Raw genomic sequence first — 24965 nt, forward strand, 5'->3', positions numbered from 1 at the left:
CCAAAATTATGAAAGTTGAAGAATTAGAAAAATTAGCAGGTAACATTGGATTATTAATTAAAATTCAAGTTAGAGAAACTCTCGGATTATGTTTCTTTAGAATCGTTATAGCAGAACAGAAAGATAACATCATTAAGATTTGGGCCGAGATGAAAGGTTGGACTTATTTGAATAAACAAGGTATTCAGCTTGATACATTAAGAATCCTTAGTAAAGCTCCTGCTTTTGTTTCGGAATTAATATGGGCAACAACTATGGCTTGGGCTATTGAAAAAAAATCAAGCAACAAAGCAAGACTTTTAGCTATTTTTGATAGTGAAGGATACAGTAAAAAACTTGTGAGATATTTCAAGTTAATAGGCTTCAAAATTGTTAAAGAAGTTGGTTCTAGCCCAGTAGATCTTTTATTAAGATTGGTTTGGGGAGGTGCAGGTACACTTATGAGTGGGGAATGTATTTCCATATTGAAAAAACTTGAAAAGAAACTTTCTTTAATTGAAGAAAATTAACCCGCATGATAACTACTTCTAACTAAGGGGCCAGAAGATACTTTCTTGAATCCTAATTCCTTAGAGAAGCGATATAAATATTCAAATTCTGATGGATCCCAATATTTTTTAACTGCCAAATGATTGAATGAGGGTCTTAAATATTGGCCAATTGTAATTTGATCACAATCTATTTTTTTAAGATCACAAATTGTATTTTTTATTTCATCCAACGTTTCTCCAAGGCCTAACATAATGCCTGATTTAGTTTGAATATGAGGAGCAAAATCTTTTGACTTTTTTAGTAAACTAAGGGATTTTTTGTAATTTGCACCTCTCCTAACTTCTTTTTGCAGTCTTTCAACAGTTTCAAGGTTATGATTAAAGCATATTGGATCTTTTTCTAAAATCATCTTCAATCTCTCAGTCTGAAGGTTATTAGTTTCTTCAAAATTTTTGCCCCCACCCCATAAATCAGGAGTTAAAACTTCTATTTTTATTGTTGAATCAATTTTTCTAATCTCATCAATTGTAGAAGTAAACAAATTTGCACCATGATCAGGGAGATCGTCTCTAGCTACAGATGTCAAAACAACATATTTCAAATCTAGTACTTTTACTGCTTCAGCAACTTGAGTACATTCATCAATATTGATAGAACTAGGTCTACCTTTATTCACCTGACAAAAAGCACAAGAACGAGAACATATAGATCCACCCAGTAAGAAGGTAGCTGTTCCTGAGGCATAACATTCTGCTCTATTGGGACATCTCGCTTCTTCACAAATAGTATGAATATTTGATTTTTTGATGAGTGCTTGTATTTTTTCAAACTCAGAAGCTTTACTAATAGGAAATTTTATCCAGGAGGGAAGTCTTAAGATTGTTTCTTTCTTGATTAGATTATTGTTTCTCATTGTCTAATTTAGTTTTGTTCTTCCTTCTAAGGCTCTGGCAAGGGTAACTTCATCCACATATTCAAGTTCACTGCCCATTGGGAGGCCATATGCAATTCTCGTAACTTTTGTAAAAGGTGCTAACAATTTTCCAATATAAAGACTTGTTGTATCTCCCTCAACACTGGGAGTTAATGCCAATATAATTTCATCTATTTCAGACTTACTAACTCGTTCTACTAAGCTCCTTATTTCTAAGAGTTCAGGGCCAACAGAATCCATTGGAGATATTAAACCACCAATAACATGGTAGACACCTTTAAATTCTCGAGCACGTTCCAAAGCAAGCAAATCTTTGGTTTCTGCTACTACGCAGATTAGTTTTTGATTTCTTTCAGTATTTCTACAAATTTCGCATTCATCTTCTGAAGTCAAATTGAAGCATTTTTTACAACGACCAACATTACTATGAGCTTCTAACAGAGCCTTTGAAAAATCCCTTATTGTGCTTTCAGGTTGTTTTAAAATAAACAAAGCTAACCTTTGAGCTGTTCTAGGACCAATCCCTGGGAATTTCTCAAAATGACCAATTAATTTTGAAAGCGGTTTGGTATAAGTAATCAAAATTAAACTATTTCTAGAAATAATTTAGACGCAAAATCCTGAATTGCCATAATTGTTTGCTTTTAATGTCTTATTATGTTTTTAGTTAGTAATTTCAAACAAAATGAAAAATATTAAATTTAACCCTTTCAAATATTTATTTTTGATTTTTTTGTGTTTAACATTGAGTTCTTGTAGTGGCGGACTAAATGCAGGATTAGAAGCTTATCAAAGTCCAGATGGAAGATATGCCTTTTTGTATCCAACAGGATGGACTAGAGTAAAAGTCGATGGAGGTCCTGAAATTATTTATCATGATCTAATAAATAGCAATGAGACCTTAAGTTTAGTTATTTCTGATGTAAATAAAGAAGTCCAATTAGAGCAATTAGGAAGCCCGAGTGAAGTAGGTCAAACATTAATTGATAAAGTCATTGCTCCCGAAGGTTCGGGTAGAGAGGTAAAACTTATAAATACCAATAAGAGGGAGGCATCCAATCATATTTTCTATGATTTAGAGTATGAATTAAATTTAAATGAACAGGCCAGACACGAATTAGCTACCGTCGTAATTGATAGAGGAACACTTTACACTTTCGCTGTAGGAACAAATGAAGAGAGATGGAGTAAAGTTGACGGTATGTTTAGTAATGTAATTGAATCATTTAACTTTTTAATATAGTTTAGAAATTCTATACTAGATTCCTACTTGAACATTCCATAAATCAGCATATATTTTGTTCTGATCTAATAGTCTTTCATGTTTTCCGCTCTCAACTATTTTACCTTTATCAATAACAACAATATTATCCGCATTTTTTATAGTGCTTAATCTATGAGCTATTACTATAGTAGTTCTTTCTTTTGTAATCTTAGATATTGATTTTTGAATTAAAGCCTCTGTTTCATTATCAACTGAGGCTGTAGCTTCATCTAAAATTAATATTGGTGCATCCTTTAAAACAGCTCTCGCCAAGGCGATTCTTTGACGTTGTCCGCCTGAGAGCCTTTGGCCCCTTTCCCCCACTATAGTTTTATAACCATATGGTAATTGTTCAATAAATTTATGAGCTTCTGCAATCTTTGAAGCTTGGATGATATCTTTAAGACTTGGGTTGACTGAGCCATAAGCAATATTTTCTTGTACACTTCCATGAAATAAATAGGTTTCTTGACTTACTAAAGAAATACACTTTCTTAAATCCCTCAAATTTATTTCTTTAATAGAAATGCCATCCAAGGTTATTGACCCATTATTACTATCATAAATCCTAAGAAGTAATTTTATTATTGTACTTTTCCCAGAACCTGTTAAACCAACAATTCCTAATGTTGAGTTATTTTCAATTTTGAAATTTATATTTTTTAAAGTTAAATCTCTTCCAGGATAATTAAAATTTACATTATTAAAAATAATTTCTCCTTTGATATCTTTAGATTCAATTTTTATTTTCCCATCTTTTATTTTTATAGGCGTATCTATGAGATCAATTACTCTATCTATTGAAGCCATAGATCTCTGAAAATCATCTAAAACATGACCCAAAGTAGTTAAAGGCCATAATAGTCTTTGTGTTATAAACACTAAAAAACTATAAGTTCCTACATCAAGGGTCTTATTCCAAGTTTGGAAACCTCCAATTAATAGAATTGCTATAAAAGCAAATAAGATTGCAAATCTTATAAGAGGGATGAAAGCAGAGGATAATTTTATTGCAGCCTTATTACTTCTTTGATAATCGAGACTTTCTTTATTTATTCTCTTTAGTTCCCATTTTTCTTTAGTAAAACTTTTTATGGTTAGAATTCCGCTTAAATTATTATTAAGTCTTGATGCCAATAGTCCAGCTTTATTTCTGACATCTCTATATTTTGGAGCAAGCTTCCTTTGAAATTTAATTGATCCTAATAATATAATTGGAATAGGGAAAAAAGCAAATAAAGCGATTTTTGGAGCGACAAAAATCATAGTGGCCCCAATTATTAAGACAGTTATAAATAACTGAATAATCTGATTAGCCCCTTGGTCTAGAAATCTCTCGAGTTGATTTATATCATCGTTCAAAATAGATAATAGCCTTCCAGTATTATCATTCTCAAAAAAATCCATATCTAATTCCTGGATATGCTCATAAGCTTTTATTCTTAGTTTATGTTGCGATAGCTGAGCCAAATTTCTCCATAAAATCGAATATAAATATTCAAAGGAGGATTCACCAGACCAAACTATTCCTGAAGCAAATGCAAGAAAAATCAATTGTGCAGGAACTTCTTTTATTCCAAAACCAGCAATCCATGAATTCTGTTCCTTAACAACGATATCCACCGCAAGACCAATTATTACGGGGGGAGCTAAGTCTAATATTTTATTAATTATGGAACTAAGAAAAGCAAAAAATAGTAACCTTCTTTCTTCAATCAGATTTAAATAAAGTCTAATTATTGGATTTTGATTATTCTTAGACCTCATAAAAATAATAATTAAATTTTTCTATTATGATTTAAATTTTCTTTAGTTTCTAATTTACATTTTGTTTTTGAATCTAGATGACTTGCAGTTTTCATAAATTCTTCGTAGTAACAGTCACAAGTTTCATTCGCAATTTCTTCACTATATATCATTTTTGCTTTCATCATTTCCTCTTTGACACTCTGAAGACAAAATAATTTTATGATTGAATTTTGTTTCGTTTGAGCTAAATAATAACTATTTAAAGAGTTGAATAGTATTATCAGATTCACAAAAATAAAGAATTTATATTTGCTGGTTTTCATTCTCTATCCCTAGTTTCTGACTTTAATTTTTTTTAATTTATTTTTAGTTTCTCTATGCAGATCTCTGGGTAAATCTACCAAACTGTAATCATTAAAAATCTGTATCTTTCCTATAGATCTACCATTTATATTAGTTGAATTACAGATTGAGGATATAATATTTGCGACTCTAACCCCATCAAATTTACCAAAGTTAAATTTGTAGGTTTCAAAAGAATCATTTTGATAATTATTTCTTCTATTTGAATTTCTCATACGATTATTAATATTTCTATTTGATCTATTTCGATCAGTATTATTTTGTTTATTAATCCAAGAATCATCTTCATTAACAAAAAATGATTTATTACCTATTACTAAATTAATCGCCGCCATTGCAATATTTGAGTCATCCATGGAGTATTTTTCTTTTAAATTATCTAGTACATCAATAATCAAAGCTTTATTTTCTTCATTTTCATCTTTAGCTAAAGAACTCTCATTAACATTATCTATAAGTTTCTCCATCCTTTTTTCATTAATTATTTTATTACTTGGTATATTAATTTCTTCAATCTTGGTTCTTGTTGAGTTTTCTAAGTTTCTTAGAAAATGTTTTTCTCTTTGATTAACAAATAAAATTGCTTCTCCTGATCTACCTGCCCTTCCAGTTCTTCCAATTCTATGAGTATATGTTTCCTTGTCAAAAGGGAAATCGTAATTAACAACAAGTTTTATCCTCTCAACATCTAATCCTCTAGCTGCGACATCAGTTGCAACAAGGATATTAATAAATCCTTTTTTTAATCTATCTACAGTATTTTCTCTTTGATTTTGAGGTATATCTCCATTAAGTACTGCGACAGTATGACCTGAATTCTCTAAAGCTTCAGCTATTGAAGTAGTAAGTAGTTTTGTTCTCACAAAAATAATTACTCCCTCGTTATTAAGTTCTAATATTCTTTTTAAAGCATCTAACTTATGATGCCTTTGTACATATAGAAATTTTTGCGAAATTAATTGAGTTTCTTTTTTGACACTTTTGATTAATATTTCGGCGGGATTATTTAGATATTTTTTTGCTATATTTCTTATCTCACTAGGCATTGTTGCTGAAAACAATACCATCTGCTTATTTTCCGGAAGTTGATCTATTATCCATTCAATATCTTCAAGAAAACCCATATTTAACATTTCATCTGCCTCATCTAAAACAAGGCAATTTATTTCTTTAATTTTAAAAGTACCCTGCCTTATATGATCCATTATTCGGCCTGGGGTCCCAACTACTACGTCAACTTTTCTTTTTAATGCAGAAATTTGGTTTCGATAGTCGGTACCTCCATATATTGCAACCGTCTTGAAATTACTAGATTCAGAACTATAACTTTTAAAAGATTCTGCCACTTGAGTTGCTAATTCTCTTGTAGGAGTCATAACTAAAACCTTGGCATTTAATTCTTTATTATCTGCAAGTTTTTCTATTAATGGTAATGCGAAAGCTGCAGTCTTTCCTGTTCCTGTTTGTGCTTGGCCTAGTAAATCCCTGCCCAACATTAGTTCTGGAATTGCAGCTTTTTGGATGGGAGTTGGATTTTTATATCCTTTATTTCTTAACGAATTTAAGATCGATTGATTAAACCCAAAATCGAGAAATCCATTCTCATCATCATTTCCTTTCGATACTTCCAATGGTTGAGATTCAATTTCTTTTTTGTTCTCTAAGTTCTTGAAATCAATTAGGGAAGAATCTTCATTCTGTGATTTATCCTGCTCACTATCAATAGAGTTACTATCTTTTTTTGAAGCCATTTTAAATGCCTAATAATCTTCTGATTAGGCATTCAACAAATATCTAAATTGACTTAAATTGTTGATTAGCCTTACAGAGCCGGATTATTAATCTAACATCTTGGGGTTAAGATATTACTAATTTCTCAAAAATAAAATTTAATTTAAATAATATATATCTAGAAATTTTTTCGCTCTTGTAACAGCAGTATAAAATAACCTTCTTTCAAAATTATCTCTGCAAAAGATATTTTGATTATCTTTTTTTTCTTTTACAGCATATTGATTTCTTTTATACTTTTGGGACCACAAAATGCTTACTTTTTCAGATTCACTTCCTTGAGATTTATGAATAGTAATTGCTATTGCTGGGACAACATTTTCTAAATTAGATGGATCAATTAATGAGACAATTTCTTCGTTATTATCATTAAATTTTCTAAAAAGATATTTTCTATTATTTTTTAAACCTATAAGTACTCCGATATCCCCATTTGACAATCCAAGTTCATTATTATTTTTTGTACACATGATCGGAACACCCTCTTTAAGAGTTTTAAGGTCATAGGGTTTTTTTTGACCAAAAACAATTTCATTCAAATACTCAACACTCCATATTCCGGAATTTTTTTCGCATAAAATCAAGTGACTTTGTAAATCCAGAAATATCTTATCTACTAAATCTTTTTCATTGAGCAATAAATTATCAATACTCTCATCAAATATATATTTTTTTTTACTTAAATTTGAAGTTGAAAGATTTAACTGTTTTAGATGACTTGAAATCGAAAAAAATAGATCTTTTGGAATATCTTTTTCTCTACTTTTTGAAATAGTAATTTCTTTTGAATAATTATCTTTTTCTAATTCTTTTATCTTTTGATTAAGTAAACAAAAATCATTATTAAATATTAAACTACTAATTAATGCTATATCTCCAATATTTCTATAAGTTTTTTCTAAATTTACTACACAAGATTTAATTGAATTATTATCACCATATTCAAACAAATAATTCCAGATAGAACAGTTATTTACTGGAGATAATTGATTTTTATCTCCAACTAAAATAATTTTACAGTCCTTTGCTAGCAAATTTAATACTGATTCAATCAAATCGATATTAACCATTGACATTTCATCAATTATGAAAATATCAAGCTCTTTTAGTTTAAATTTCAACTTAAGAGATTTATTTTGAGAATTTAAAATCCATCTATGTAAAGTTTGAAATTCTATTTGGTTTAGAAATTTGCTAAAGGAAATATTTTTCTTATCATTAAGTGCTTCTTTTAGACGAGCAGTAGCTTTACCCGTTGGAGCAGACAAACCAATATTTAAAAAGTTATCAGTTAGAAGGAGTTCTAGAATTAACTTTATTATTAAAGTGGTTTTACCTGTGCCTGGTCCTCCTTGAAGAAAAACTAAATTTGAATATTTAAATATATTTTTAATTTGATCAATTTTATTATCATCTTTATAAATTATCGAGTTCATTAAATTATCGGTATCAATTTTTTTTAGAAATGAATTAATAACTCTTTCTATCTTCTTTGACCATTTTGATAGGGATAGTTTTCTATTTACTAATACGAATGGAGAATTAAGTGAACCTATCAAACCTATATTTTTTAGAACATCTATATGTTTATTGGGCCAGCCATCTTCTAATAATTCAAAGATTATTAAACTATTATCAACATCAATAATAGTTTCACCATTTTTTTCAAACTCTAATAAAATTCTTATTGCATCTTTTACAAAATTTCCATGTTTTTTTTCATTAAATTTGAAAATATCTAAGATTAAATTAAATATATGATCATATTGGAACTTTTCAATATGAGTAGTAGTTTTAGTCATTCTAAAAAAGGTTATCTAAATAATTAATTCTTTTTAAAGGTGCTTTGCCAATAAAAATACCTGGAGATATATCTTTCGACTTAGAATTTTCAAATAATTCAAAATCTGGCAATCCCTTTAAAAACAAATAAATATATCCTCCTAGATGTTTATGTGGTTGATAATTTTTAAGTCGCCACTTTAATAATCTATGCAATGCTAATAAATATAGATGAGATTGCAATGGATAATGATGTTTAATCATTTCATTTCTCATATTTTCATAGTTATAGTTTATTGGTAAACAATCACTATTATCACTACCAGAAATCAAATTACTTTTCCAATCAATTACCCACCATTTACTATCTTCTAATTTATTACCTACAGGGAAAACACAATCAATACATCCTGAATGAAAGCCTTTATTCATAATTTGAAGATCATTTATTTTGTTTGCATATTCTTCACCAAATTCATATTCCTGATCTAAAAAAAAGCATTTTGATATATCATTAGCATTAATATTTTTACCTTCATAAGAAAGGGTTAAATCATATTTAAGTTCCTTAATTAAGTATTCATTTGGGATATCAACTAGTTTCTTATTTTGTAATTCGCTTCCTAAAGATATATTTATAATTCTTATAATCGCATCTTTTACTTTAAAAGCCAAAGAAGTATCGATTTGATGAAAGTTCAATTCCTCAATAATTAAATCAATTAATTCTTGATTATTATCGTTTCTAAATTCAAATCTTTCTATTATTTTGTGAAGGCAAGTCCCAGCAATAGTTCCTTTTGGGAATTCACTTAAGGGATTAGGATAAGAAAAATAATTAGGATAATTCTTTGATTTCCTAATGATAGACTCTTTGATAATTGATATATTATCTTCATAATCCTGATATTGATTAATGACTGCATCAATATTTTTATCTTTACGTATCCAAGAAGAATAACTTGAATAAGAAATAAATTGATCAGAATTAAATTCATTAGATATTTTTTTATTAACATGATCGATTTTCCAAAGATTATTATTCAATCGGTTTGTTTGGAACTTAGAAAAAATTTCTTTTATTTTCTCTTTTTCTATCCTGACTTCAAAAGTAGACTTATATATATTGATATTTTCCAAATTACTAAGTAAATCATTATTTAAAATATTATTTCTATCTTCTAGATCATTAAAAACAATAAGTTTATATTTGCTCCTTGTAAGTGCTACATAAATTAATCTCTCACTCTCTTTAAATAAATCTTCTTCTTCTGTTAATTTAAATTTTTCAACCTTCGAGTAATTATTAGAAATATTTATGTATATGTTTCTATCAATAGTTGATTTCCAAAGAGGTCCTTTAATATTATTTGACTTATTTGAGATAATTGAGAGATAAGGACATAGGACAATTTCAAATTCGAGGCCCTTACTACTATGAATGGTAGAAAGATTTATTCCATTTTGAGGATTATAATCTTTCGCCAAAAAATCTTCTCCAGTAGAAATTCTTAAAATATGATCTAACTGATTTTTATACCAGTTGAAGACTATATTGAGATTAAAATCATTATTCATTAATTCTTTTTCAACAATTTCTGAAAGTTGAAATAAATTTGAATTTAAATCTGAATCTTGAATAATCGAGGATGACTTGTAATTTATAAGGATTTCATTAACAATGTTTAAAAAACCTTTTTCTCTTAGTTCTTTGGACCAAGTAATGCATTTATTAATTAAGATTTCTAAATTATTACTAATTCCATCATCAAGTAAATCTTCTAATTTTATTTCTATAAACTTTGAAGTGGCAAGCAAAGTTATATTTTTAAAAGACCTCGGATTTAATAAACATTCAATGAATAAAAATACTAGAGAACTTGCTTCCGTATCAAAAATATTTTGTTTATTTTGAATTTTGCATGGGAGGTTAAAGTGATTTAATTTTTTTTTTAAATCTAAGCATTGCGAATTGTTTAATGTAAGAATCGCAATTTTATTAATATCAATTTCTTTATTATTTAAAATAAAGTTAACTATGTAATGAGTTACAAGATCCTCTATATCAGTCTCTTTTTTTGAAAATTCTACAATTTCAAACACATCTTTAAACTTAAATTCAGAATTAAAAGTTTCATTAATTCTAGAGGTTAATTTCCTATAGTTTAGTTTTGATTGTTTAATTCCATTCTTATAAAGTTTATTAAGAACATCGAGTAACTTTTTTGAGGATCTATAGTTATCTGTAAGACTAAAAACTTCGATTGCATTAGATCTTGCATCTAAGTAAGTTTCAATATCTCCACCTCTAAATTTGTAGATCGCTTGTTTTGGATCACCTACGCAAAGTAAAAAATGATTTTTTGTATTAAAGAACTTTTGTATTAAATTCCACTGAGTAATATCTGTATCTTGAAACTCATCTACTAAGACACATTTAAATCTATTTTGAATACTAGATAGAGTATTACTATTACTAATTTCTGAATCTAGAAATGTATTTTCTACAGTCTTTATAAGATCATTAAAGTTGAAAATAGAAAAACTTTTCTTTAATTCAATTAATTTTATATAAGCTAATTGGGTAAATATTCTTACAAATTCAGTATAGAAACCCTCTTTTATTTTATAAATTTTGTCCTGTAATTCATTAAATTTAGTAAAATCTAATTTCAGATTATGTTTATTAATTTCTTTAGATATATTTTCATTGTAAAAATATTTAGATAAAAGATCATCTTTAGAAATATCATATATAAAATCAATCACATTTTTAGAATTAAGACTTTTGTTAATCTCTTCAATCCAACAAATTATTTGATTAAACTTATCATTTCTTGGCTTTGCTGCATATATTTGACTTTTTCCACCACTCTCCTTAATTAATTTTCCCAACTCTATGAGTTGTAAAAATAATTCCTTTCCTTTCTTATTCCATTCAACACAAAATTCGTTCCAATTTAAATAAAAAAATTCATTAAAATAATTATTTAAATCAATAATCTTATATTTGTTATTTATTTGAAATTTACAGATATTTTCTTGATCTATATTTTTTAAAATTTCTACAAAAAATGACTTATTGATCCTACTTCCAAATCTAGAACTTATTTTTTTTTTGTTGACTGCTGAAATAAGCTCATGATTAAGATTCAGAAAATCATCAATCCACAAATCATCTATTACATCTTTATACAAATTATCAATATTATTCTCAATATATGGATCTTGAGTTACACCTATTTCAATACTATATTCATCAATAATATTATTACAAAAAGCATGGAATGTAGTTACTTTTAACTTATAGAATTCATTTATAAAATTATCAATTTCGGAAATTATTTTTTCCTTAGATTTGCCTTTATCCTTAAAATTTAGATACCAATCCTTAAGAGTATTATCTACCTTACTTTGATTATGATTTTGCAAATAAAATTTTAAATTCTGAAATCTCGAAAGTATTTTATCTCGTAATTCAGAACAAGTGTTTTTTGTAAAACTTAGCAAGAGTATCTCATCTGGTTTGACTTTTTTCTCCAAAACATTTCTTAGAACTATGTGAGCTAAAGTAAAACTTTTACCAGTTCCTGCACTTGCTTCTACTAATTTAAACTTATTATCTAATTTAATTTGATTAATATCCATATCTTTATTAAATTAAACTTTGACCTCATTTTTATATATTAAGTAATTCTTAAATTTATTCACTAAATATTTCTCTTCCAAGGCAATCTTAAATTTAATTAATAAAGCTAGACTTATTGTCAAAATTAGATAATAAATAGATAATTTAATTATAAAAACTCCAATGGAAATAAATATTAAAGAATAGTACATAGGATGACGAGTAAATCGATAAATACCTGTAGTAACAAGATTGCTATTGTTAATAGGTCTTGGGAAAGGGGATAAATTTCTACCTAAGTCTTTAATTGAAACTAACATTATTATGAAAGCGATTATGATAATTAAAATACCCATGAGATAAGAAAAAAGACTTGCTTGAATTATTTGTTTTTGAGGAAGAAATCCCCATTTAAAAAAATGGAGACTAATAATAAAGAACTGTAAAAAAACAAGCATTAGATCATAAGCAGCTTTAAAAAAATTTTTCAACTGAAATTTAGACATTATTTATTTCGTTAATGCTTCAATTAGAGGACCATATAATCTGTATGATAATTGATCAAAATTATTATTTCCAAGAAAGAAATCTGCTTCTTTTTCATTACCAAAACACATTTTCATTTCGATATTATCTCTTTCTCCTTTAGAAAAATTTTTAATTCCAATCCATTTATCTTTAAAAGCTTTATTTTCATTTTTTGATTTTATTTTTGCTTCTATATATTTATAAGTGCTTTCTGGTGGGAGAGGTAAACATTTTTCAGAATAATTTTTAAAAATATTTATGTATTCCTCCAAAATTAGATTTGATTCTTTAGCTCCTGGTGATTGAATAATTTGCGATTTATAATTATTTTCTGTTCTAAAAATTACTTTAGTCCTTTTTATATTCTTCTTTAAAGAAGAAATAAAGAGTAATTTTATCCAAGCCTCAGTCAAACGACTTAAACTTAATTTCGCATTAATTAATTCAATTACGGTGTCATCAGCGATTAAATATTCTTCTTTATTCGCTTTTGATTTAACATAGATTTTATTAATATTATTATGTTGACTCAAACTTGCAGATAGACTGCTTAATAATTCTTTGATTTCTTTTTCTTTTGTAAAAATACTATTTTTGGGCATAATAATACGATTTTCAGCCAATTGATCTTTAATATTTAATTCATTTAATTGATCAATAATATTATGATTATCAATCTCTATTTGTTGGATTATTTTTGTAATTAGTTGCGACTTTTCCAGATTGCTTACATACTCCTCGTCTGGATGATGAATAAATATTTCCTTGGGAGAAATATTGTTTTTATTAAGCCAATATTTTTGTGGAGTCTTGAACCAATAAATCAATTCTGATAATTTGTAATTTTTAATATCAGATTTTTTTTCATTCCAATTTATATCTTCTATTAAAGAATAATTACTTTTAATAATCTTTGATTTATCAAGATCAATTATTTCATTTTTATTTAAATCAGAATCTTTAATTATTAGTTCTCTATGGCATTGGTTTAAAAAACTATCAAAAAAAGAAATTAACTCTTTTATAGGAAAAGAAACATCTAATTTTTTATTGTCTTTATCATTTTTTACCCAAGTAACTATAAATTTTTCTCTACAGGCAATTAATAACTCTAGAAATGCATATTTCTCTCTTTCAAAAACAGATGGATCTCCAAGGTTATATTTATTATTTAATAAATTAATATTTTCATTCTTTGGTAATTTTGGATAATAATCACTATTCATGTCTATTAGGAAGATAACCTTATGTGGAATATGCCTTGAATTCTCAATATCACTTACTAGGATCTTGTTGAGCCGTGATTTGCTTTGATATTTAGCTTTATTTATGCAAGAAATTAATATTTCTCTAAAAACTTTTAACAATATAAGATCATCGGGTATTAAAGTTATTGCGTGATTATCAAGAATTCTATTTATTTCACTAATTTCTAAATTCAAATTATAATTTGAATCAGCAATATTTTTTAATATAAACTTTATCTTTTCAACCCAACTTAAATAGGAAAAGGACCCCCTTAGTAAATTAATATATTTTTTTAAATGAAGTAATATTTTAACCCATTTATTCAAATCCAAACTTATATTTTTATAGCTAAATGGTTTCAAATTAAGATTACTTAAATTGACTTCTTTGTCATAAATTAAGCCTAAAGTAATTCTATTTATGCACCAATCTAGGGTATTTTTCTCTTCACCAAATTTTTCATTATCATCTAATCCCCAATGAAAACCGGCTTTGGTAAGTAAGAAAATAATTTCATCCTTCTCAGTAATATTAAAATCAAAAATGTTTTGAGTTACTTTTTTCGAAAGAATATAATCTATTTTTTCAAGTGTAATTTTTTCACTTGCTAATTCAGTGATGTCAATTAGAAATTCATAAATGCCTGAAGAGTCATGATTATCCTCATCAATAAAAAAATAAGGTATCTTTTCACCATTAATTAACTCATTATTAAAGATGTACCTTAGATAAGGTTTAATTAGATTAGTTTGTGGAGATAAAACAGCAATATCACTATATTTAATATTCTCACAAGAATTTATTATTTCTATAATTTTATTTCTTAAATATTCAAATTGACTATTCTGATTAGAATGCTCATAAAGTAATATTGAATCATCGGTTTTATCTACTATAAAATCATTGTTATTATTATCAATTAGTCTTTTTTGAATTTGATTAAGAAGAGGAATATATTTCTTCTCAGAGAAATTAGTTGTTGGATCAATATAAATTAGATTATTTTTTAAATTTATACCTTCCGTATCAATATTTTCATCAATTAATTTTTGAAAGTTGGCTCCAAATTTACCAAATATTTTTTCAATATTTGTATTATTTAAATTATTTCTGCTTTTTAAATTATCAAATTCCAGCTCCCCCTCAAGACAATTTATTCTATTCCATAAATCTTCCCCAGCAGATAATAAATATAAATTTACATTAGTAAATTTTGAAAGTTCTGAATAAAAGTTAATATGTAGTTTAGATAAGTTATTATCGGAAAAAATATAAATTTGATTTGGCACTTTAAGTGGAAAGTTTTTAATTTTTCTTAAATTCTTTATCACTTCAATCATGTATAGACATGAAGGTTTTTCTGATATCTTTTTCTCTAATAATTTATATAAAATAGGTTGCCAAAATTGATCTGAATTTAAATTCTTAAATAGACTAGGTGAATTAATTTCATATTTATTCCATTGATCAATCATTTCAGGTCTAAAAATTAGATAATCAATAAAATTATTCGTAATCTTTTTTGTCAGATTATATATATCTCCATCAATTGTCTTTTTATTATCCAAATATTTATCAATCCAAATTCTAAGAGGAAGTGATTCTTTAAAGCTATTTAATTCTTCCAAGGAATCAATAATGCTCCATTTAATTGACTCAAAATTCCATAAGCCCGTATCATTCTGTGGAAAAAAATTTGTTAATAATGCATCGGTATAACTTGATATTGTCTTTAATTCATAAAGAGCGCTTATTTTATTTTTTATAGTTATTTGTTCACGTAACCACATCCCCAATAAATAATTGGGAACAGCTATTTCTAATCTCTCAGTTATAAAAGGAGGACAGACTTTAAGTTCCTCTGCTAAAAGCTCACTAATAACTTCAATTTTGTTTGTCTTATAAAGATTGAGCAATTTATCAGTTATATTTTACTCAACTTTATATGGATCAGTTATTTCTGCACTAGGACATTCGAATTCACCCACAGCAACAAACTCTAAACGAAGCTTCAAGAAAGTTATAAATTTTTTATCCTTCGACAAAACAGCAGCTGGAGGTGATGGGATTTTTGACTTCAGATCAATAAATTGAGTTGTTTGCAAAAAAGATGGATTTTTTAAAAGCCAAAAATCTATTTCTTTTTTGTTTTCTTTATAGTTTCTCTCCCTCTCTTTCAAAATCTCTTCAAGTGGTTCTTCAACAGTTAAAAACTTTTCACTTGCCGCGACGAAAAAATATGTTGTCATTTTGAAATTTAATTTGATGTAATAAGTGACTTCATTTCACGAACAGATCTCTCTAATCCTACCGCTAAAGCCCTTGCAACAATACTATGTCCTATGTTTAGCTCGTTTATATTGTTAATTGATGCAATTTTTTTTACATTATTGTAGTTAAGCCCATGTCCAGCATTAACGATTAATCCAAGGTCATTTGCGTTATGTGCAGACTCTATAATTCTTTGTAACTCAATATATTGATCGTGACCGGTTAATTCAGCATACTTACCAGTGTGTAATTCTATATATTTAAAACCTATTTCTTTAGAATAATTAATCTGCTCATGAACAGGATCAATAAAAGCACTTACTTCAATATTTGAATCTTTTAAACTTTCAACAATATTATTCAGATATCTAGTATTGATTTTTAAATCCAAGCCGCCTTCCGTGGTTACTTCCTCTCTTTTTTCAGGTACAAGTGTTACTAAATCTGGAAGAAGCTTTTTGGCAATTTCTAACATTTCTTCTGTAGCAGCCATTTCTAAATTGAGTTTTGTCTTTATTGTTTCTTTCAAAAGAAATACATCTCTATCCTGTATGTGCCTTCTATCCTCTCTTAAGTGAACTGTTATTGAATCTGCACCCCCTAATTCAGCTAAAAAGGCAAATTGTACAGGATCTGGTTCTACAGTTCTCCTAGCCTCCCTGACATTAGCTATATGGTCAATGTTTACTCCTAAAGTGGTCATAATTTAATAATCTTAGTTTCTAGACAATCTAGTAACCGCCCAATAATAGCTAATAAAAAATAACAAACACTTAAATTATTAATATATAAATAATTGAATTTGAAAAAAAATTCCGTTAAAAATAAATATAAAATAAACCCCGTATTGGGATTTATAGCAATGTTCGTTACTCAAGATATTATTCTAAGATTTTTTTTTAGTAAAAAGAAAATAATTAATAATTGTTTTTCAATTCCCAATAATTCCTCTATTATTTTAGCCCCAACCCATAGATCAAGATGGGACGGTTTAGTTCTCACTATGGCAATGGGTAGAAGGATAACCAACAAGGATTGTAGATTTATGGTTACTAAATCCGAAATGAAAGGAATGCAAGGTTGGTTCTTAAAAAGGCTTGGATGTTTTTCGATAAACCAATTATCTCCATCTCTTTCAACGTTAAGATTCGCTATCGATCTTGTAGAAAAGGGAGAACAACTAGTTGTTTTCCCAGAAGGAAAAATCAATAAATATGGCAGAAAATTAGTTCTCAGAGAAGGACTATATAGATTAGCGCGACTAGCATCAAAAAAGACAGACTCCATAATTATAATTCCAATCGGAATTGCCTACAGTGAAGTATCTCCGAAATTTAGGAGCGAGTTTTGTTTATCCTTTGGAAAACCTATAGCAATGACTGATTATTTAAACACTACTATCAAAGAATTTAATAAGTTTCTAAATCAAAACATGATGAAAGAAGAAGAAATAGCATTAAAAAATGTCGGTAGATGAATCCTCAATAAGTTAGTATTGGTTTTAATAATTTAATGAGAATATGAAATTCTTGAAATTAATCCCAATCATATTTATGGTATTTGGAACTTTTCCTTATAAAAATTTAGTTCATGCAGAAATTAAAAGTCCAAAAGACTATAAAGTTCTCTCAAATGAGAATAAAAAGCTCTCTATCTCAAACGTAGAATATTTCATAGAGCGCGGCGATAAATTTATAAAAAATGAAGATTTTGATAAAGCTAAATCTTCCTACCTTGATGCAAGAAAATTAGCACAGCAACTTGCAAAGTTTTATGCCGATCTAAATACTTCCTTCAAAGGAGTTGATGCAAGGATACCAAAAGAAATGCAAAGAAAAGGTAAGGAAACATTGAAAGCTTTAGCAAAAACAAATGAGAGACTATCCTTTTTGTATTTAAAAACTAAAAAACCTGAGGTTGCTGTCCCCTTACTTATCGAAACAATTAGAATAATGTCTCCTAATAGCCCGGAAGGTAAAGAAGCTTATAAAAGATTGATCCAGTTGGGATTTGTTGATACTCAATATAAAGGTTAATTAAAATTAATTATGATTACAAAAACCGAAGTTATTAAATTAATAACTAAAAAATTGCCAAGTTCCCAAATTTTTGTTGAAAACATCAAAGGAAATGATCATTTACAAGTAACTGTAATTGCATCCGAATTCAATGGATTATCATTAGTTAAACAGCACCAATTAGTCTATTCTGCATTAAAGGAAGAATTGGCTTCAGAAGCTATCCATGCACTGGCATTAAAAACAGAAACACCAAACTGAATTATGGAAAACTCAATAAAAGAAAAAATACAAAAACTAATCGATTCTAACCCCATAATGGTTTTCATGAAAGGGACTAAATTAATGCCTCAATGCGGTTTTTCCAACAATGTAGTTCAAATCCTAAATTCCTTAGGCGTTGAATTTAATACCTTTGATGTTTTAAGCGATTTCGAGGTCAGAGAAGGAATCAAAGAATATTCGGATTGGCCAACGATTCCTCAAGTTTATTTAAAGGGAGAATTTCTAGGTGGTTCAGATATTCTTATCGAAATGTATAATTCAGGATCCCTAAAAGAAAAAATAGAAATTGAATTAGCGTCTTAAGACAATAAGTAAGTATAAATACTGATTTAGTTAATAAAAATTAATATTTTAAATCCTTTTTTTATCAAAAAAACCTTTATTCTGGCCCCCCTCAGGCTCAATAAAACTTGATGGATCCAAAATCCATCTTTCAATTAATCTTTCTAGTTTCTCTTGATCTCTTTGCTCTAAAGTACTGCAATTCCTTAAGGCTTGGAGATAACCATCACTATATAATTTAAGGTCTGATGGACTATGAAAACGAGTAACCAAGTCTTGGCAACTATCGCAGATTGATTGAAAATGACGAATTGCCTTAGGATTTTCAAATGATGTCATAATTCGATAGATTCTGATTTTTATTTAGCATTTGTTATACCTTATTAAGGACGATTAAAAATTGCCTGGCCCAATAGTAATTAAGAATGCAATCAACTGAGCAAATCTTAGCTTCAACCCCTGGTAGTTCACAATTGCCTTCGAGCTCTCAGACTCCATCAAGAGTTCTTGTTGTTGAACCTCACCCCACACTTAGGACGGTCCTTGTACAAAGACTTCGCCAAGATGGACATCTTGCTGCTGCTGTTGGATCAGCTATGGAAGCTATTGACCTATGTAGAGAACAGTCACCTGACCTTTTGGTAAGTGCAGAAATCCTTGAACAAAATACAGCAATGAGACTTGCCCAACAATTGGGGTGTTCAGTTATTGTTCTTACGGCAAGATCAGGCGTTGAAGCTTTAGTAAATCTCCTAGATGAAGGAGCTGATGATGTACTTAGAAAGCCATTTGGACTTGAAGAGCTGGCCGCAAGATGTAGAACCTTACTAAAGAGAGGAAGAATAGGTTTACAAGAAAAAGTTGAAGTTGGTCCTTTAGAAGTTCATCTTTTGTTAAGGCAGGTTACTCTTAGCGAAAAGCCCGTAGAACTTAGCCCAAGAGAGTTTGCACTGCTTTGTGCTCTTCTTATGCCTCCTGGTATGGTAAGAAGTAGACAGGAGCTTCTTAGGATGGCTTGGCCCCCATTCAGTGGAGGGCCCAGATCTGTAGATACTCAAGTCCTAACATTGAGAAGAAAATTGGAGCAGGCAGGCTTAGGAGAAGGTGGTGGGATAACCACTGTTAGACAACAAGGTTATCGATTCAGTATTGACAATATTTAATTTAAAAAAGCAAAAATTTCACCAATAACCATCAAAACTGAGAGTAAAGTCAATAATCTATAAGTCCAAAGAGGTGATATATAAGAAATTTCAGTGATATTGATGCCTGTATTTTTAGAAACAATTGTTAAAAACTTTTCGAAATTCTCCAACCTTTGTGGGATAAGAAAATTATCACCTTTATTTGTATTAAAGTAATAAACCTTACTACCCTGACTAGTGGGTAAAGTTTTAATTAATTTAATATCTTTCCAAGAAATCTCCCAATTTTTTTTCCCTAAGAATTTAGAAATAAAGCTACTTTTATATGAAATTTTATTACTGCAAGTTTCTACATAATCGCTAGTGATATTGATTATCAAATAAAGTCCTAGGGCAAAAATTATAATAGAGGGGATTTTTAATTCTTCGATTGAAATAAATGGTAAAGGAATTGTAAGCGCTAAATAAAGAGAAATTAACGAGCTTTTCACAAAAATAAGAGTTTTAAATTTTTCTATCATTTCAAAAGGATCCTTTTAATCGGGCAATTTAAAACTGTTTATGTTTAACTTTGCACCTATTTTGTGAGCGCATGCGTATCCACTAAAAGCAACTGCATTTAGGCCTTGGCCAGGGAAGCATGAATCCCCTACACAATAAAGGTTTTGAATTTTTGTAGTGTTGAAAGGCATTGGCAAAAGTCCAAGCAACTTTTTACTGGGAATTGGCCCATAACTACCTTCATGTCTTCCAAGAAACTTTTTATGAGTTTTGGGAGTACCAATTTCTTTGTGATCAATATTTTGTTCAAGATTAGGAAGAATAGTTGATATTTTTTCAAGAAGAAAAGAAAAATATTTTTCTTTCTTTTGTAAATATTCTTTCCTTGATAGGCCTTCCCATTCACTCATCGATGAAGGAGTAAACGCATGTACGATATGTTTACCTTCTGGAGCCAAAGAAGAGTCAAGCAAAGTAGGTATAGAAACAAAAATAACTCCCTTTTCGCTTTCTAATTCATCCCAATTTTCAACGATTATATGATGGCAATTAAAATTATCGGATATTAGATTTTTCTCTACTCCAAGATGAATCGACACAAAAGAAGGTGAGGGTTTATAAGTTTCTGACCACCTATATTCACTTTTTGGCACGTTTTTACTAGAAATTAATCCTTTAGTATTATCTTTTAATCCAAAGGTATCCCATCTAGTGGAGTTGGATACAATAATATTTGAATATATCTCTTCCCCATTTGAGAGTTTAACTCCTACCGCTTTCTCATCCTTTAAGAGGATTTCAGTCACATTGGCTTTATATCTAACTTTTCCTCCTAATTTTTCAATACCAGAAACAAACTTCTCTGCTATGGTTCCAACTCCCCCTTTTGGATAATTTATCCCCCCAGCATGCCTATCTGTAAATACCATACCCGCATTAATCATAGGGGTTTTTAGAGCTGGCATTACAGACCAACAAAAACATTCGATATCGATAAATTTTAAAAGTTCAGGATCTTTTATAAACTTTCTCGCAACATCTCCTGCATTTGCAGGTAACCATCTAGCTAACCCTAAACAGGATAATGGAGATTTAAAGAAAACTTTAAAAAGATAACTTGGATCCTCTATTGATAAAAGAGGCATTGAATCTAAACATTTAAATACACTTGCACAAGTATCATAGAATTTCTTGATACCTTTTTTTTCCTTGGGGAAACTAGCTGATAATTTGCTTATAAATTGATCATAATTTTTATCTACAGAAATATTAAAATTATGTGGTAAGTGATATTCCAGTTGAACAGGATCGGGAATGGTTTCGCATTTTTCATTCACATCTTTCAAAGCACGAGTTAATAAATTGGTATAACCTTTATCTCCAAATCCAAAAATCATTGAAGCACCTACATCAAAGGTATAGCCTTTTCTCTTAAAAGAGCCTCCACTCCCGCCTGGAATAATATATTTTTCAAGAACTAATACTTGAGCTCCTTTCGCCGCCAATTGTGAAGCAGTTACTAACCCTCCTATTCCTGAGCCAATAATAATTGCATCGAAGTTTACCTTATTTAATTCCATTTTTTGATCTTTGATAATTAATCTTAGTAAATTTTGCTAAGTAAGTGTTCTTTATCAAAACAAGAATTTAGTTTATTTTTAAAATCATTCAAGGCTTCTGTAGATCTTTCTTGATAAGCTTTATACCTTAATCTTTTATCTTTTATTCTTTTAGTTAGTTCTGGAACTAAACCAAATGAAGCAGGCATTGGTTGGAATTTATTCTTTTTCTGATTAGATAATATTTGATTTTTGTTACTGATAAAATTCATTAGAGAACCAATCATTGATTGATCAGGAAAACTTACTGGTTTTTTACCCTTAGCTAATAAGGATGCATTTATTCCTGCAAGCAAGCCCCCTGCTGCTGCTGCTGCATAACCTTCAGTCCCCGTTATTTGACCCGCAGCAAAAAGGTTTTCTCTTTTCATAAATTGCAATGTCGGTAAAAGTAATTTTGGAGATTCTAAAAAAGTATTTCTATGCATCACTCCAAAACGTACAAACTCAGCCTTTTCTAAACCAGGAATCAACCTAAATATTCTTTTTTGCTCAGACCATTTGAGGTTAGTTTGAAAACCTACCATATTAAGCAATTTTCCTTCTAAATCTTCTTTCCTTAATTGGACAACAGCATGAGGTCGCTTTTTCAATCTATTTTCTCTGTCAAATAAATCTCCCCATTTTGGATCCCACAAACCAATAGATTTCAAGGGTCCGTATCTCATTGTATCGACACCTCTTCTTGCTATTTCTTCAATTGGTAAGCAAGCCTCAAAGAAATTAGCCGATTCTTTTTCAAAGTTTTTTAAATTAGCTTGTTCACCTTCTATTAGTTGATTTCTGAAATTGATATAATCAGTTTTGCCCATAGGGCAATTAAGATATGCTGGATCACCTTTATCGTATCTACTAGCTTTAAATACAATCTCTTTATCAATACTATCTCCAAAAATAATTGGACTAGCAGCATCAAAAAAATGACACGCATCAATACCTGTAAAAGCTTGAATTTCATAGGACAACGCATCTGCAGTTAATGGACCAGTTGCGAGAATAGTTATATTTTCTTCGTTTGGGAGATCCAATTGTTCAAATCTCTCAATTTCAATTAAAGGATGATTAGATAAAGCTTCAGTCAAAGCGATACTAAATTTAGATCTATCAACTGCTAAAGCGCCTCCAGCTGGGACAGCAAATTTATCTGCTGTATTTACTATTAATGAATCAAAAATTCTAAGTTCTTTTTGCAATAAACCTGCTGCTCTATCAGAACTTAAAGCACCGAAACTGTTACTACAAACCAATTCTCCAAACTCACCCGTATGATGAGCTGGGGTTGATTTGATAGGTCTCATTTCAACTAATTTGACTGGCGTCCCAGAATTAGCTACTTGCCAAGCAGCTTCTGATCCTGCAAGCCCAGCTCCAATAACTATTACTTTTTTATCTATCAAATTGGATTAATCCTTCCCCAAAAAGTCTCTGTTGAACTGCTCTCTTGCTGGTTTTTGTATATTAAATACTACCCAAGCTAAAGCAGCGATAATTGGAGCAAAAACTACGATTGTTCTGAGCATTTTTGAAATAACATTATTTATTAGATTATTTTAACTTTTAACTGTAAATTTAGAGAGAAATTTTAATTTTTTATTTTATAAGTTAAGAATTGTTTTTCTATTGTTCAACTTGAGATAAAAAGTTGTTTTTTTTACCTTAAAAAGGGATAATTTCATATGTACTCAATTTTACAAAATGGGTCGCTAGCTCAGCGGTAGAGCATCCGGCTTTTAACCGGCTGGTCCTGAGTTCGAATCTCAGGCGACCCACATTCCATAAATTGAGTTTTTTTTTAAAATTTTTAGTAAAGTCAGTCTCGAACAAAAAAATTTCAAAATTTTCAACTTTATAGCCTTAGTTTATAGGATTCAAATGATTAGTTACTTTAATTAATAAATCCTGTGAAAACTATAAATTTTAATAATTATTTTGAAGCCTCTGAATAATTTTTTTTTGCAATGTTAATTATGCAATTAAGAAAATTTGAATTTCTAGATAAGCGCAGAGAGGAAAAAGTCGAAAACATTACATTTAATATCAAACTAGCTTTAAAAAATGAAGAACTACAAATTCTTTCTTCATAAAAGTTTTAAAGGCTTACAAGAAAATACATAATACATTTTTGTCACATTTTTGCTAAATAAATCACTAAAGAGAGCAAAAATTTGATTTAGACAAATTTCTGAAGAAATACTTTACAAAGCTTCACAAAACCTGTTACAATCATTTACATAAATTCATTTTTTTATCATGACTCCTGAAGCAGAACGTTTTAATGGTTGGGCAGCAATGTTAGGTTTCGTTGCAGCTGTTGGTGCTTACGTCACAACTGGCCAAATAATTCCTGGTTGGTTCTAAATCATTATTATTAATTAAATTTAAGGGGAACTTTTTTATGAAAAAAGAGCCTCGAGAATTATTGAAAATTTTTAAAGTCAACAAATTTTGTTGGCTTTTTTTTTTGTAACTATTCAAACTAAAATATTGGCTTTTTGCTGAAAAAAATAACATTAGGTTCGCGAAGATTGCTTAGTTATTAGTTCTAATTAGTAATTACTCTTTATTTTGATGAGATATTACCCGATATATTTTTTATATAGAATTGATTTTAGAGTTATTTTCTTGAAGATGTTTTTTCGTCAATATTATCTAAGCATGTTGAACATAATAAATGACCCTTTTTATTCCAAAAAGTTTTTGTTGAACGCTCAATATCTTTTCTACAAATCAAACATTTAAAAATTGGGGACATTTTTAATTGAAGTACGTTAGTGAGAAAAAATGTAAATTTTAAATTTTTTTGAAAAAATTAGCTGATTATTTACCTAGTTAAATTATAGTTTCAATTTCAACTCTCACATAATTTTATAAATAAGAATAACTAACAATAATCTCAATAAGGGGAAATTTAAAAACACTAAACGTATTTAATGTAAATAAACAAAAAAGGCCTGCGTTTAGCAGGCCTTTTTGTGCGTAAGAGATTTTCTAAACTAAATTAATAAATTTAGAAGGAGAATGATGTTCTAACCATTACACCAGTTGTATCATCTGTGTTAACAGCT

At 28.8% G+C, this 24965-nt stretch carries 25 protein-coding genes and 1 tRNA gene; 9 read left to right on the forward strand and 17 right to left on the reverse strand.

The window, feature by feature from the left end:
- Window positions 1-8 precede the first annotated feature (8 nt).
- On the forward strand, window positions 9-509 hold the full coding sequence (locus HA144_RS06020) for a hypothetical protein (RefSeq protein WP_209043203.1): 501 nt from the start codon (window positions 9-11) through the stop codon (window positions 507-509).
- On the opposite strand, the gene lipA is transcribed toward HA144_RS06020, so the two are convergent.
- Both lipA and recR read right to left on the reverse strand, forming a co-directional pair.
- Entirely contained in the window at window positions 506-1405 is a 900-nt protein-coding gene (lipA, locus tag HA144_RS06025; RefSeq protein WP_209043204.1) for a lipoyl synthase, read from the reverse strand. The two genes, HA144_RS06020 and lipA, sit on opposite strands and share 4 nt — an antisense overlap.
- A 3-nt stretch (window positions 1406-1408) precedes the next feature.
- A complete protein-coding gene (gene recR / locus HA144_RS06030) occupies window positions 1409-2008 on the reverse strand; it encodes a recombination mediator RecR (RefSeq protein WP_032524580.1) in 600 nt (199 codons plus the stop codon).
- Window positions 2009-2111: 103 nt separating this feature from the next.
- Between recR and psbP the strand changes: the two genes are divergently transcribed.
- On the forward strand, window positions 2112-2669 hold the full coding sequence (gene psbP, locus HA144_RS06035; RefSeq protein ID WP_209043205.1) for a photosystem II reaction center PsbP: 558 nt from the start codon (window positions 2112-2114) through the stop codon (window positions 2667-2669).
- A 15-nt stretch (window positions 2670-2684) separates the two neighbouring features.
- Here the strand turns inward: psbP and HA144_RS06040 are convergent, their stop codons facing one another.
- The 9 genes from HA144_RS06040 to HA144_RS06080 all read right to left on the reverse strand — a co-directional run bounded on the left by HA144_RS06040 (window position 2685) and on the right by HA144_RS06080 (window position 16753).
- Window positions 2685-4457: an ABC transporter ATP-binding protein gene (locus HA144_RS06040; RefSeq protein WP_209043206.1), complete on the reverse strand. Its 1773-nt coding sequence runs from the start codon at window positions 4455-4457 to the stop codon at window positions 2685-2687.
- Window positions 4458-4468: 11 nt separating this feature from the next.
- On the reverse strand, window positions 4469-4762 hold the full coding sequence (locus HA144_RS06045) for a hypothetical protein (RefSeq protein ID WP_209043207.1): 294 nt from the start codon (window positions 4760-4762) through the stop codon (window positions 4469-4471).
- A gap of 9 nt (window positions 4763-4771) precedes the next feature.
- Window positions 4772-6553 (reverse strand): DEAD/DEAH box helicase, encoded by a 1782-nt coding sequence (locus HA144_RS06050; RefSeq protein WP_209043208.1) that lies wholly within the window; start codon window positions 6551-6553, stop codon window positions 4772-4774.
- A 138-nt stretch (window positions 6554-6691) separates the two neighbouring features.
- Window positions 6692-8395 carry an AAA family ATPase gene (locus tag HA144_RS06055; RefSeq protein ID WP_209043209.1) on the reverse strand — a complete coding sequence of 568 codons (1704 nt, stop codon included), beginning with the start codon at window positions 8393-8395 and terminating at the stop codon, window positions 6692-6694.
- A gap of 1 nt (window position 8396) precedes the next feature.
- On the reverse strand, window positions 8397-12023 hold the full coding sequence (locus HA144_RS06060) for a UvrD-helicase domain-containing protein (RefSeq protein WP_209043210.1): 3627 nt from the start codon (window positions 12021-12023) through the stop codon (window positions 8397-8399).
- Window positions 12024-12035: 12 nt separating this feature from the next.
- Entirely contained in the window at window positions 12036-12509 is a 474-nt protein-coding gene (locus HA144_RS06065; protein ID WP_209043211.1) for a methyltransferase family protein, read from the reverse strand.
- Between the two features lie 3 nt (window positions 12510-12512).
- On the reverse strand, window positions 12513-15695 hold the full coding sequence (locus HA144_RS06070; RefSeq protein WP_209043212.1) for an exodeoxyribonuclease V subunit gamma: 3183 nt from the start codon (window positions 15693-15695) through the stop codon (window positions 12513-12515).
- A gap of 15 nt (window positions 15696-15710) precedes the next feature.
- Window positions 15711-16028, reverse strand: coding sequence for an MgPME-cyclase complex family protein (locus HA144_RS06075; protein ID WP_209043213.1), 318 nt, complete (start codon window positions 16026-16028; stop codon window positions 15711-15713).
- 8 nt (window positions 16029-16036) lie between these two features.
- A complete protein-coding gene (locus tag HA144_RS06080) occupies window positions 16037-16753 on the reverse strand; it encodes a pyridoxine 5'-phosphate synthase (RefSeq protein ID WP_209043214.1) in 717 nt (238 codons plus the stop codon).
- 159 nt (window positions 16754-16912) lie between these two features.
- Between HA144_RS06080 and HA144_RS06085 the strand changes: the two genes are divergently transcribed.
- The 4 genes from HA144_RS06085 to grxD are packed head-to-tail and all read left to right on the forward strand — an operon-like array spanning window position 16913 to window position 18656.
- Window positions 16913-17527 (forward strand): lysophospholipid acyltransferase family protein, encoded by a 615-nt coding sequence (locus HA144_RS06085; RefSeq protein WP_209043237.1) that lies wholly within the window; start codon window positions 16913-16915, stop codon window positions 17525-17527.
- Window positions 17528-17570: 43 nt separating this feature from the next.
- A complete protein-coding gene (locus HA144_RS06090; protein WP_209043215.1) occupies window positions 17571-18086 on the forward strand; it encodes a hypothetical protein in 516 nt (171 codons plus the stop codon).
- A 12-nt stretch (window positions 18087-18098) separates the two neighbouring features.
- Window positions 18099-18329 carry a BolA/IbaG family iron-sulfur metabolism protein gene (locus HA144_RS06095; RefSeq protein WP_209043216.1) on the forward strand — a complete coding sequence of 77 codons (231 nt, stop codon included), beginning with the start codon at window positions 18099-18101 and terminating at the stop codon, window positions 18327-18329.
- 3 nt (window positions 18330-18332) lie between these two features.
- Complete coding sequence (grxD, locus tag HA144_RS06100) at window positions 18333-18656, forward strand: Grx4 family monothiol glutaredoxin (RefSeq protein ID WP_209043217.1); 324 nt, start codon at window positions 18333-18335, stop codon at window positions 18654-18656.
- A gap of 48 nt (window positions 18657-18704) precedes the next feature.
- On the opposite strand, the gene HA144_RS06105 is transcribed toward grxD, so the two are convergent.
- Window positions 18705-18974 carry a DUF6761 family protein gene (locus HA144_RS06105; RefSeq protein WP_209043218.1) on the reverse strand — a complete coding sequence of 90 codons (270 nt, stop codon included), beginning with the start codon at window positions 18972-18974 and terminating at the stop codon, window positions 18705-18707.
- Between the two features lie 86 nt (window positions 18975-19060).
- Between HA144_RS06105 and HA144_RS06110 the strand changes: the two genes are divergently transcribed.
- Window positions 19061-19798 (forward strand): response regulator transcription factor, encoded by a 738-nt coding sequence (locus HA144_RS06110; protein ID WP_209043219.1) that lies wholly within the window; start codon window positions 19061-19063, stop codon window positions 19796-19798.
- Here the strand turns inward: HA144_RS06110 and HA144_RS06115 are convergent.
- From HA144_RS06115 to HA144_RS06130, 4 genes are read right to left on the reverse strand one after another with little or no spacing between them, the layout of a single operon-like run.
- Window positions 19795-20301: a hypothetical protein gene (locus HA144_RS06115; RefSeq protein ID WP_209043220.1), complete on the reverse strand. Its 507-nt coding sequence runs from the start codon at window positions 20299-20301 to the stop codon at window positions 19795-19797. The genes HA144_RS06110 and HA144_RS06115 overlap by 4 nt on opposite strands.
- 15 nt (window positions 20302-20316) lie before the next feature.
- Window positions 20317-21861, reverse strand: coding sequence for a carotenoid isomerase (gene crtH, locus HA144_RS06120; RefSeq protein ID WP_209043221.1), 1545 nt, complete (start codon window positions 21859-21861; stop codon window positions 20317-20319).
- Window positions 21862-21884: 23 nt separating this feature from the next.
- A complete protein-coding gene (trmFO, locus tag HA144_RS06125; protein WP_209043222.1) occupies window positions 21885-23297 on the reverse strand; it encodes an FADH(2)-oxidizing methylenetetrahydrofolate--tRNA-(uracil(54)-C(5))-methyltransferase TrmFO in 1413 nt (470 codons plus the stop codon).
- A gap of 6 nt (window positions 23298-23303) precedes the next feature.
- Window positions 23304-23420 carry a photosystem II protein Y gene (locus HA144_RS06130; protein ID WP_002807463.1) on the reverse strand — a complete coding sequence of 39 codons (117 nt, stop codon included), beginning with the start codon at window positions 23418-23420 and terminating at the stop codon, window positions 23304-23306.
- Between the two features lie 177 nt (window positions 23421-23597).
- On the opposite strand from HA144_RS06130, the gene HA144_RS06135 reads away from it, so the two are divergent.
- Together HA144_RS06135 and HA144_RS06140 are read left to right on the forward strand one after the other, a co-directional pair.
- A tRNA-Lys gene (locus HA144_RS06135) sits at window positions 23598-23669 on the forward strand.
- A 481-nt stretch (window positions 23670-24150) separates the two neighbouring features.
- Complete coding sequence (locus tag HA144_RS06140; RefSeq protein WP_011132751.1) at window positions 24151-24258, forward strand: high light inducible protein; 108 nt, start codon at window positions 24151-24153, stop codon at window positions 24256-24258.
- Between the two features lie 256 nt (window positions 24259-24514).
- Here the strand turns inward: HA144_RS06140 and HA144_RS06145 are convergent, their stop codons facing one another.
- Window positions 24515-24652 (reverse strand): hypothetical protein, encoded by a 138-nt coding sequence (locus HA144_RS06145; RefSeq protein ID WP_209043223.1) that lies wholly within the window; start codon window positions 24650-24652, stop codon window positions 24515-24517.
- Window positions 24653-24965 lie beyond the last annotated feature (313 nt).

The sequence above is a fragment of the Prochlorococcus marinus XMU1404 genome (assembly GCF_017696175.1).
In the GTDB taxonomy this organism is placed as follows: domain Bacteria; phylum Cyanobacteriota; class Cyanobacteriia; order PCC-6307; family Cyanobiaceae; genus Prochlorococcus_A; species Prochlorococcus_A marinus_X.

Bases quoted from the DNA above. Each gene is read 5' to 3' on its own strand.
- HA144_RS06020 (WP_209043203.1), top strand. From the start codon at position 9: ATGAAAGTTGAAGAATTAGAAAAATTAGCAGGTAACATTGGATTATTA.
- lipA (WP_209043204.1), bottom strand. From the start codon at position 1,405: ATGAGAAACAATAATCTAATCAAGAAAGAAACAATCTTAAGACTTCCC.
- psbP (WP_209043205.1), top strand. From the start codon at position 2,112: ATGAAAAATATTAAATTTAACCCTTTCAAATATTTATTTTTGATTTTT.
- HA144_RS06040 (WP_209043206.1), bottom strand. From the start codon at position 4,457: ATGAGGTCTAAGAATAATCAAAATCCAATAATTAGACTTTATTTAAAT.
- HA144_RS06045 (WP_209043207.1), bottom strand. From the start codon at position 4,762: ATGAAAACCAGCAAATATAAATTCTTTATTTTTGTGAATCTGATAATA.
- HA144_RS06050 (WP_209043208.1), bottom strand. From the start codon at position 6,553: ATGGCTTCAAAAAAAGATAGTAACTCTATTGATAGTGAGCAGGATAAA.
- HA144_RS06055 (WP_209043209.1), bottom strand. From the start codon at position 8,395: ATGACTAAAACTACTACTCATATTGAAAAGTTCCAATATGATCATATA.
- HA144_RS06060 (WP_209043210.1), bottom strand. From the start codon at position 12,023: ATGGATATTAATCAAATTAAATTAGATAATAAGTTTAAATTAGTAGAA.
- HA144_RS06065 (WP_209043211.1), bottom strand. From the start codon at position 12,509: ATGTCTAAATTTCAGTTGAAAAATTTTTTTAAAGCTGCTTATGATCTA.
- HA144_RS06075 (WP_209043213.1), bottom strand. From the start codon at position 16,028: ATGACAACATATTTTTTCGTCGCGGCAAGTGAAAAGTTTTTAACTGTT.
- HA144_RS06080 (WP_209043214.1), bottom strand. From the start codon at position 16,753: ATGACCACTTTAGGAGTAAACATTGACCATATAGCTAATGTCAGGGAG.
- HA144_RS06085 (WP_209043237.1), top strand. From the start codon at position 16,913: ATGTTCGTTACTCAAGATATTATTCTAAGATTTTTTTTTAGTAAAAAG.
- HA144_RS06090 (WP_209043215.1), top strand. From the start codon at position 17,571: ATGAAATTCTTGAAATTAATCCCAATCATATTTATGGTATTTGGAACT.
- HA144_RS06095 (WP_209043216.1), top strand. From the start codon at position 18,099: ATGATTACAAAAACCGAAGTTATTAAATTAATAACTAAAAAATTGCCA.
- grxD (WP_209043217.1), top strand. From the start codon at position 18,333: ATGGAAAACTCAATAAAAGAAAAAATACAAAAACTAATCGATTCTAAC.
- HA144_RS06105 (WP_209043218.1), bottom strand. From the start codon at position 18,974: ATGACATCATTTGAAAATCCTAAGGCAATTCGTCATTTTCAATCAATC.
- HA144_RS06110 (WP_209043219.1), top strand. From the start codon at position 19,061: ATGCAATCAACTGAGCAAATCTTAGCTTCAACCCCTGGTAGTTCACAA.
- HA144_RS06115 (WP_209043220.1), bottom strand. From the start codon at position 20,301: ATGATAGAAAAATTTAAAACTCTTATTTTTGTGAAAAGCTCGTTAATT.
- crtH (WP_209043221.1), bottom strand. From the start codon at position 21,861: ATGGAATTAAATAAGGTAAACTTCGATGCAATTATTATTGGCTCAGGA.
- HA144_RS06130 (WP_002807463.1), bottom strand. From the start codon at position 23,420: ATGCTCAGAACAATCGTAGTTTTTGCTCCAATTATCGCTGCTTTAGCT.
- HA144_RS06140 (WP_011132751.1), top strand. From the start codon at position 24,151: ATGACTCCTGAAGCAGAACGTTTTAATGGTTGGGCAGCAATGTTAGGT.
- HA144_RS06145 (WP_209043223.1), bottom strand. From the start codon at position 24,652: ATGTCCCCAATTTTTAAATGTTTGATTTGTAGAAAAGATATTGAGCGT.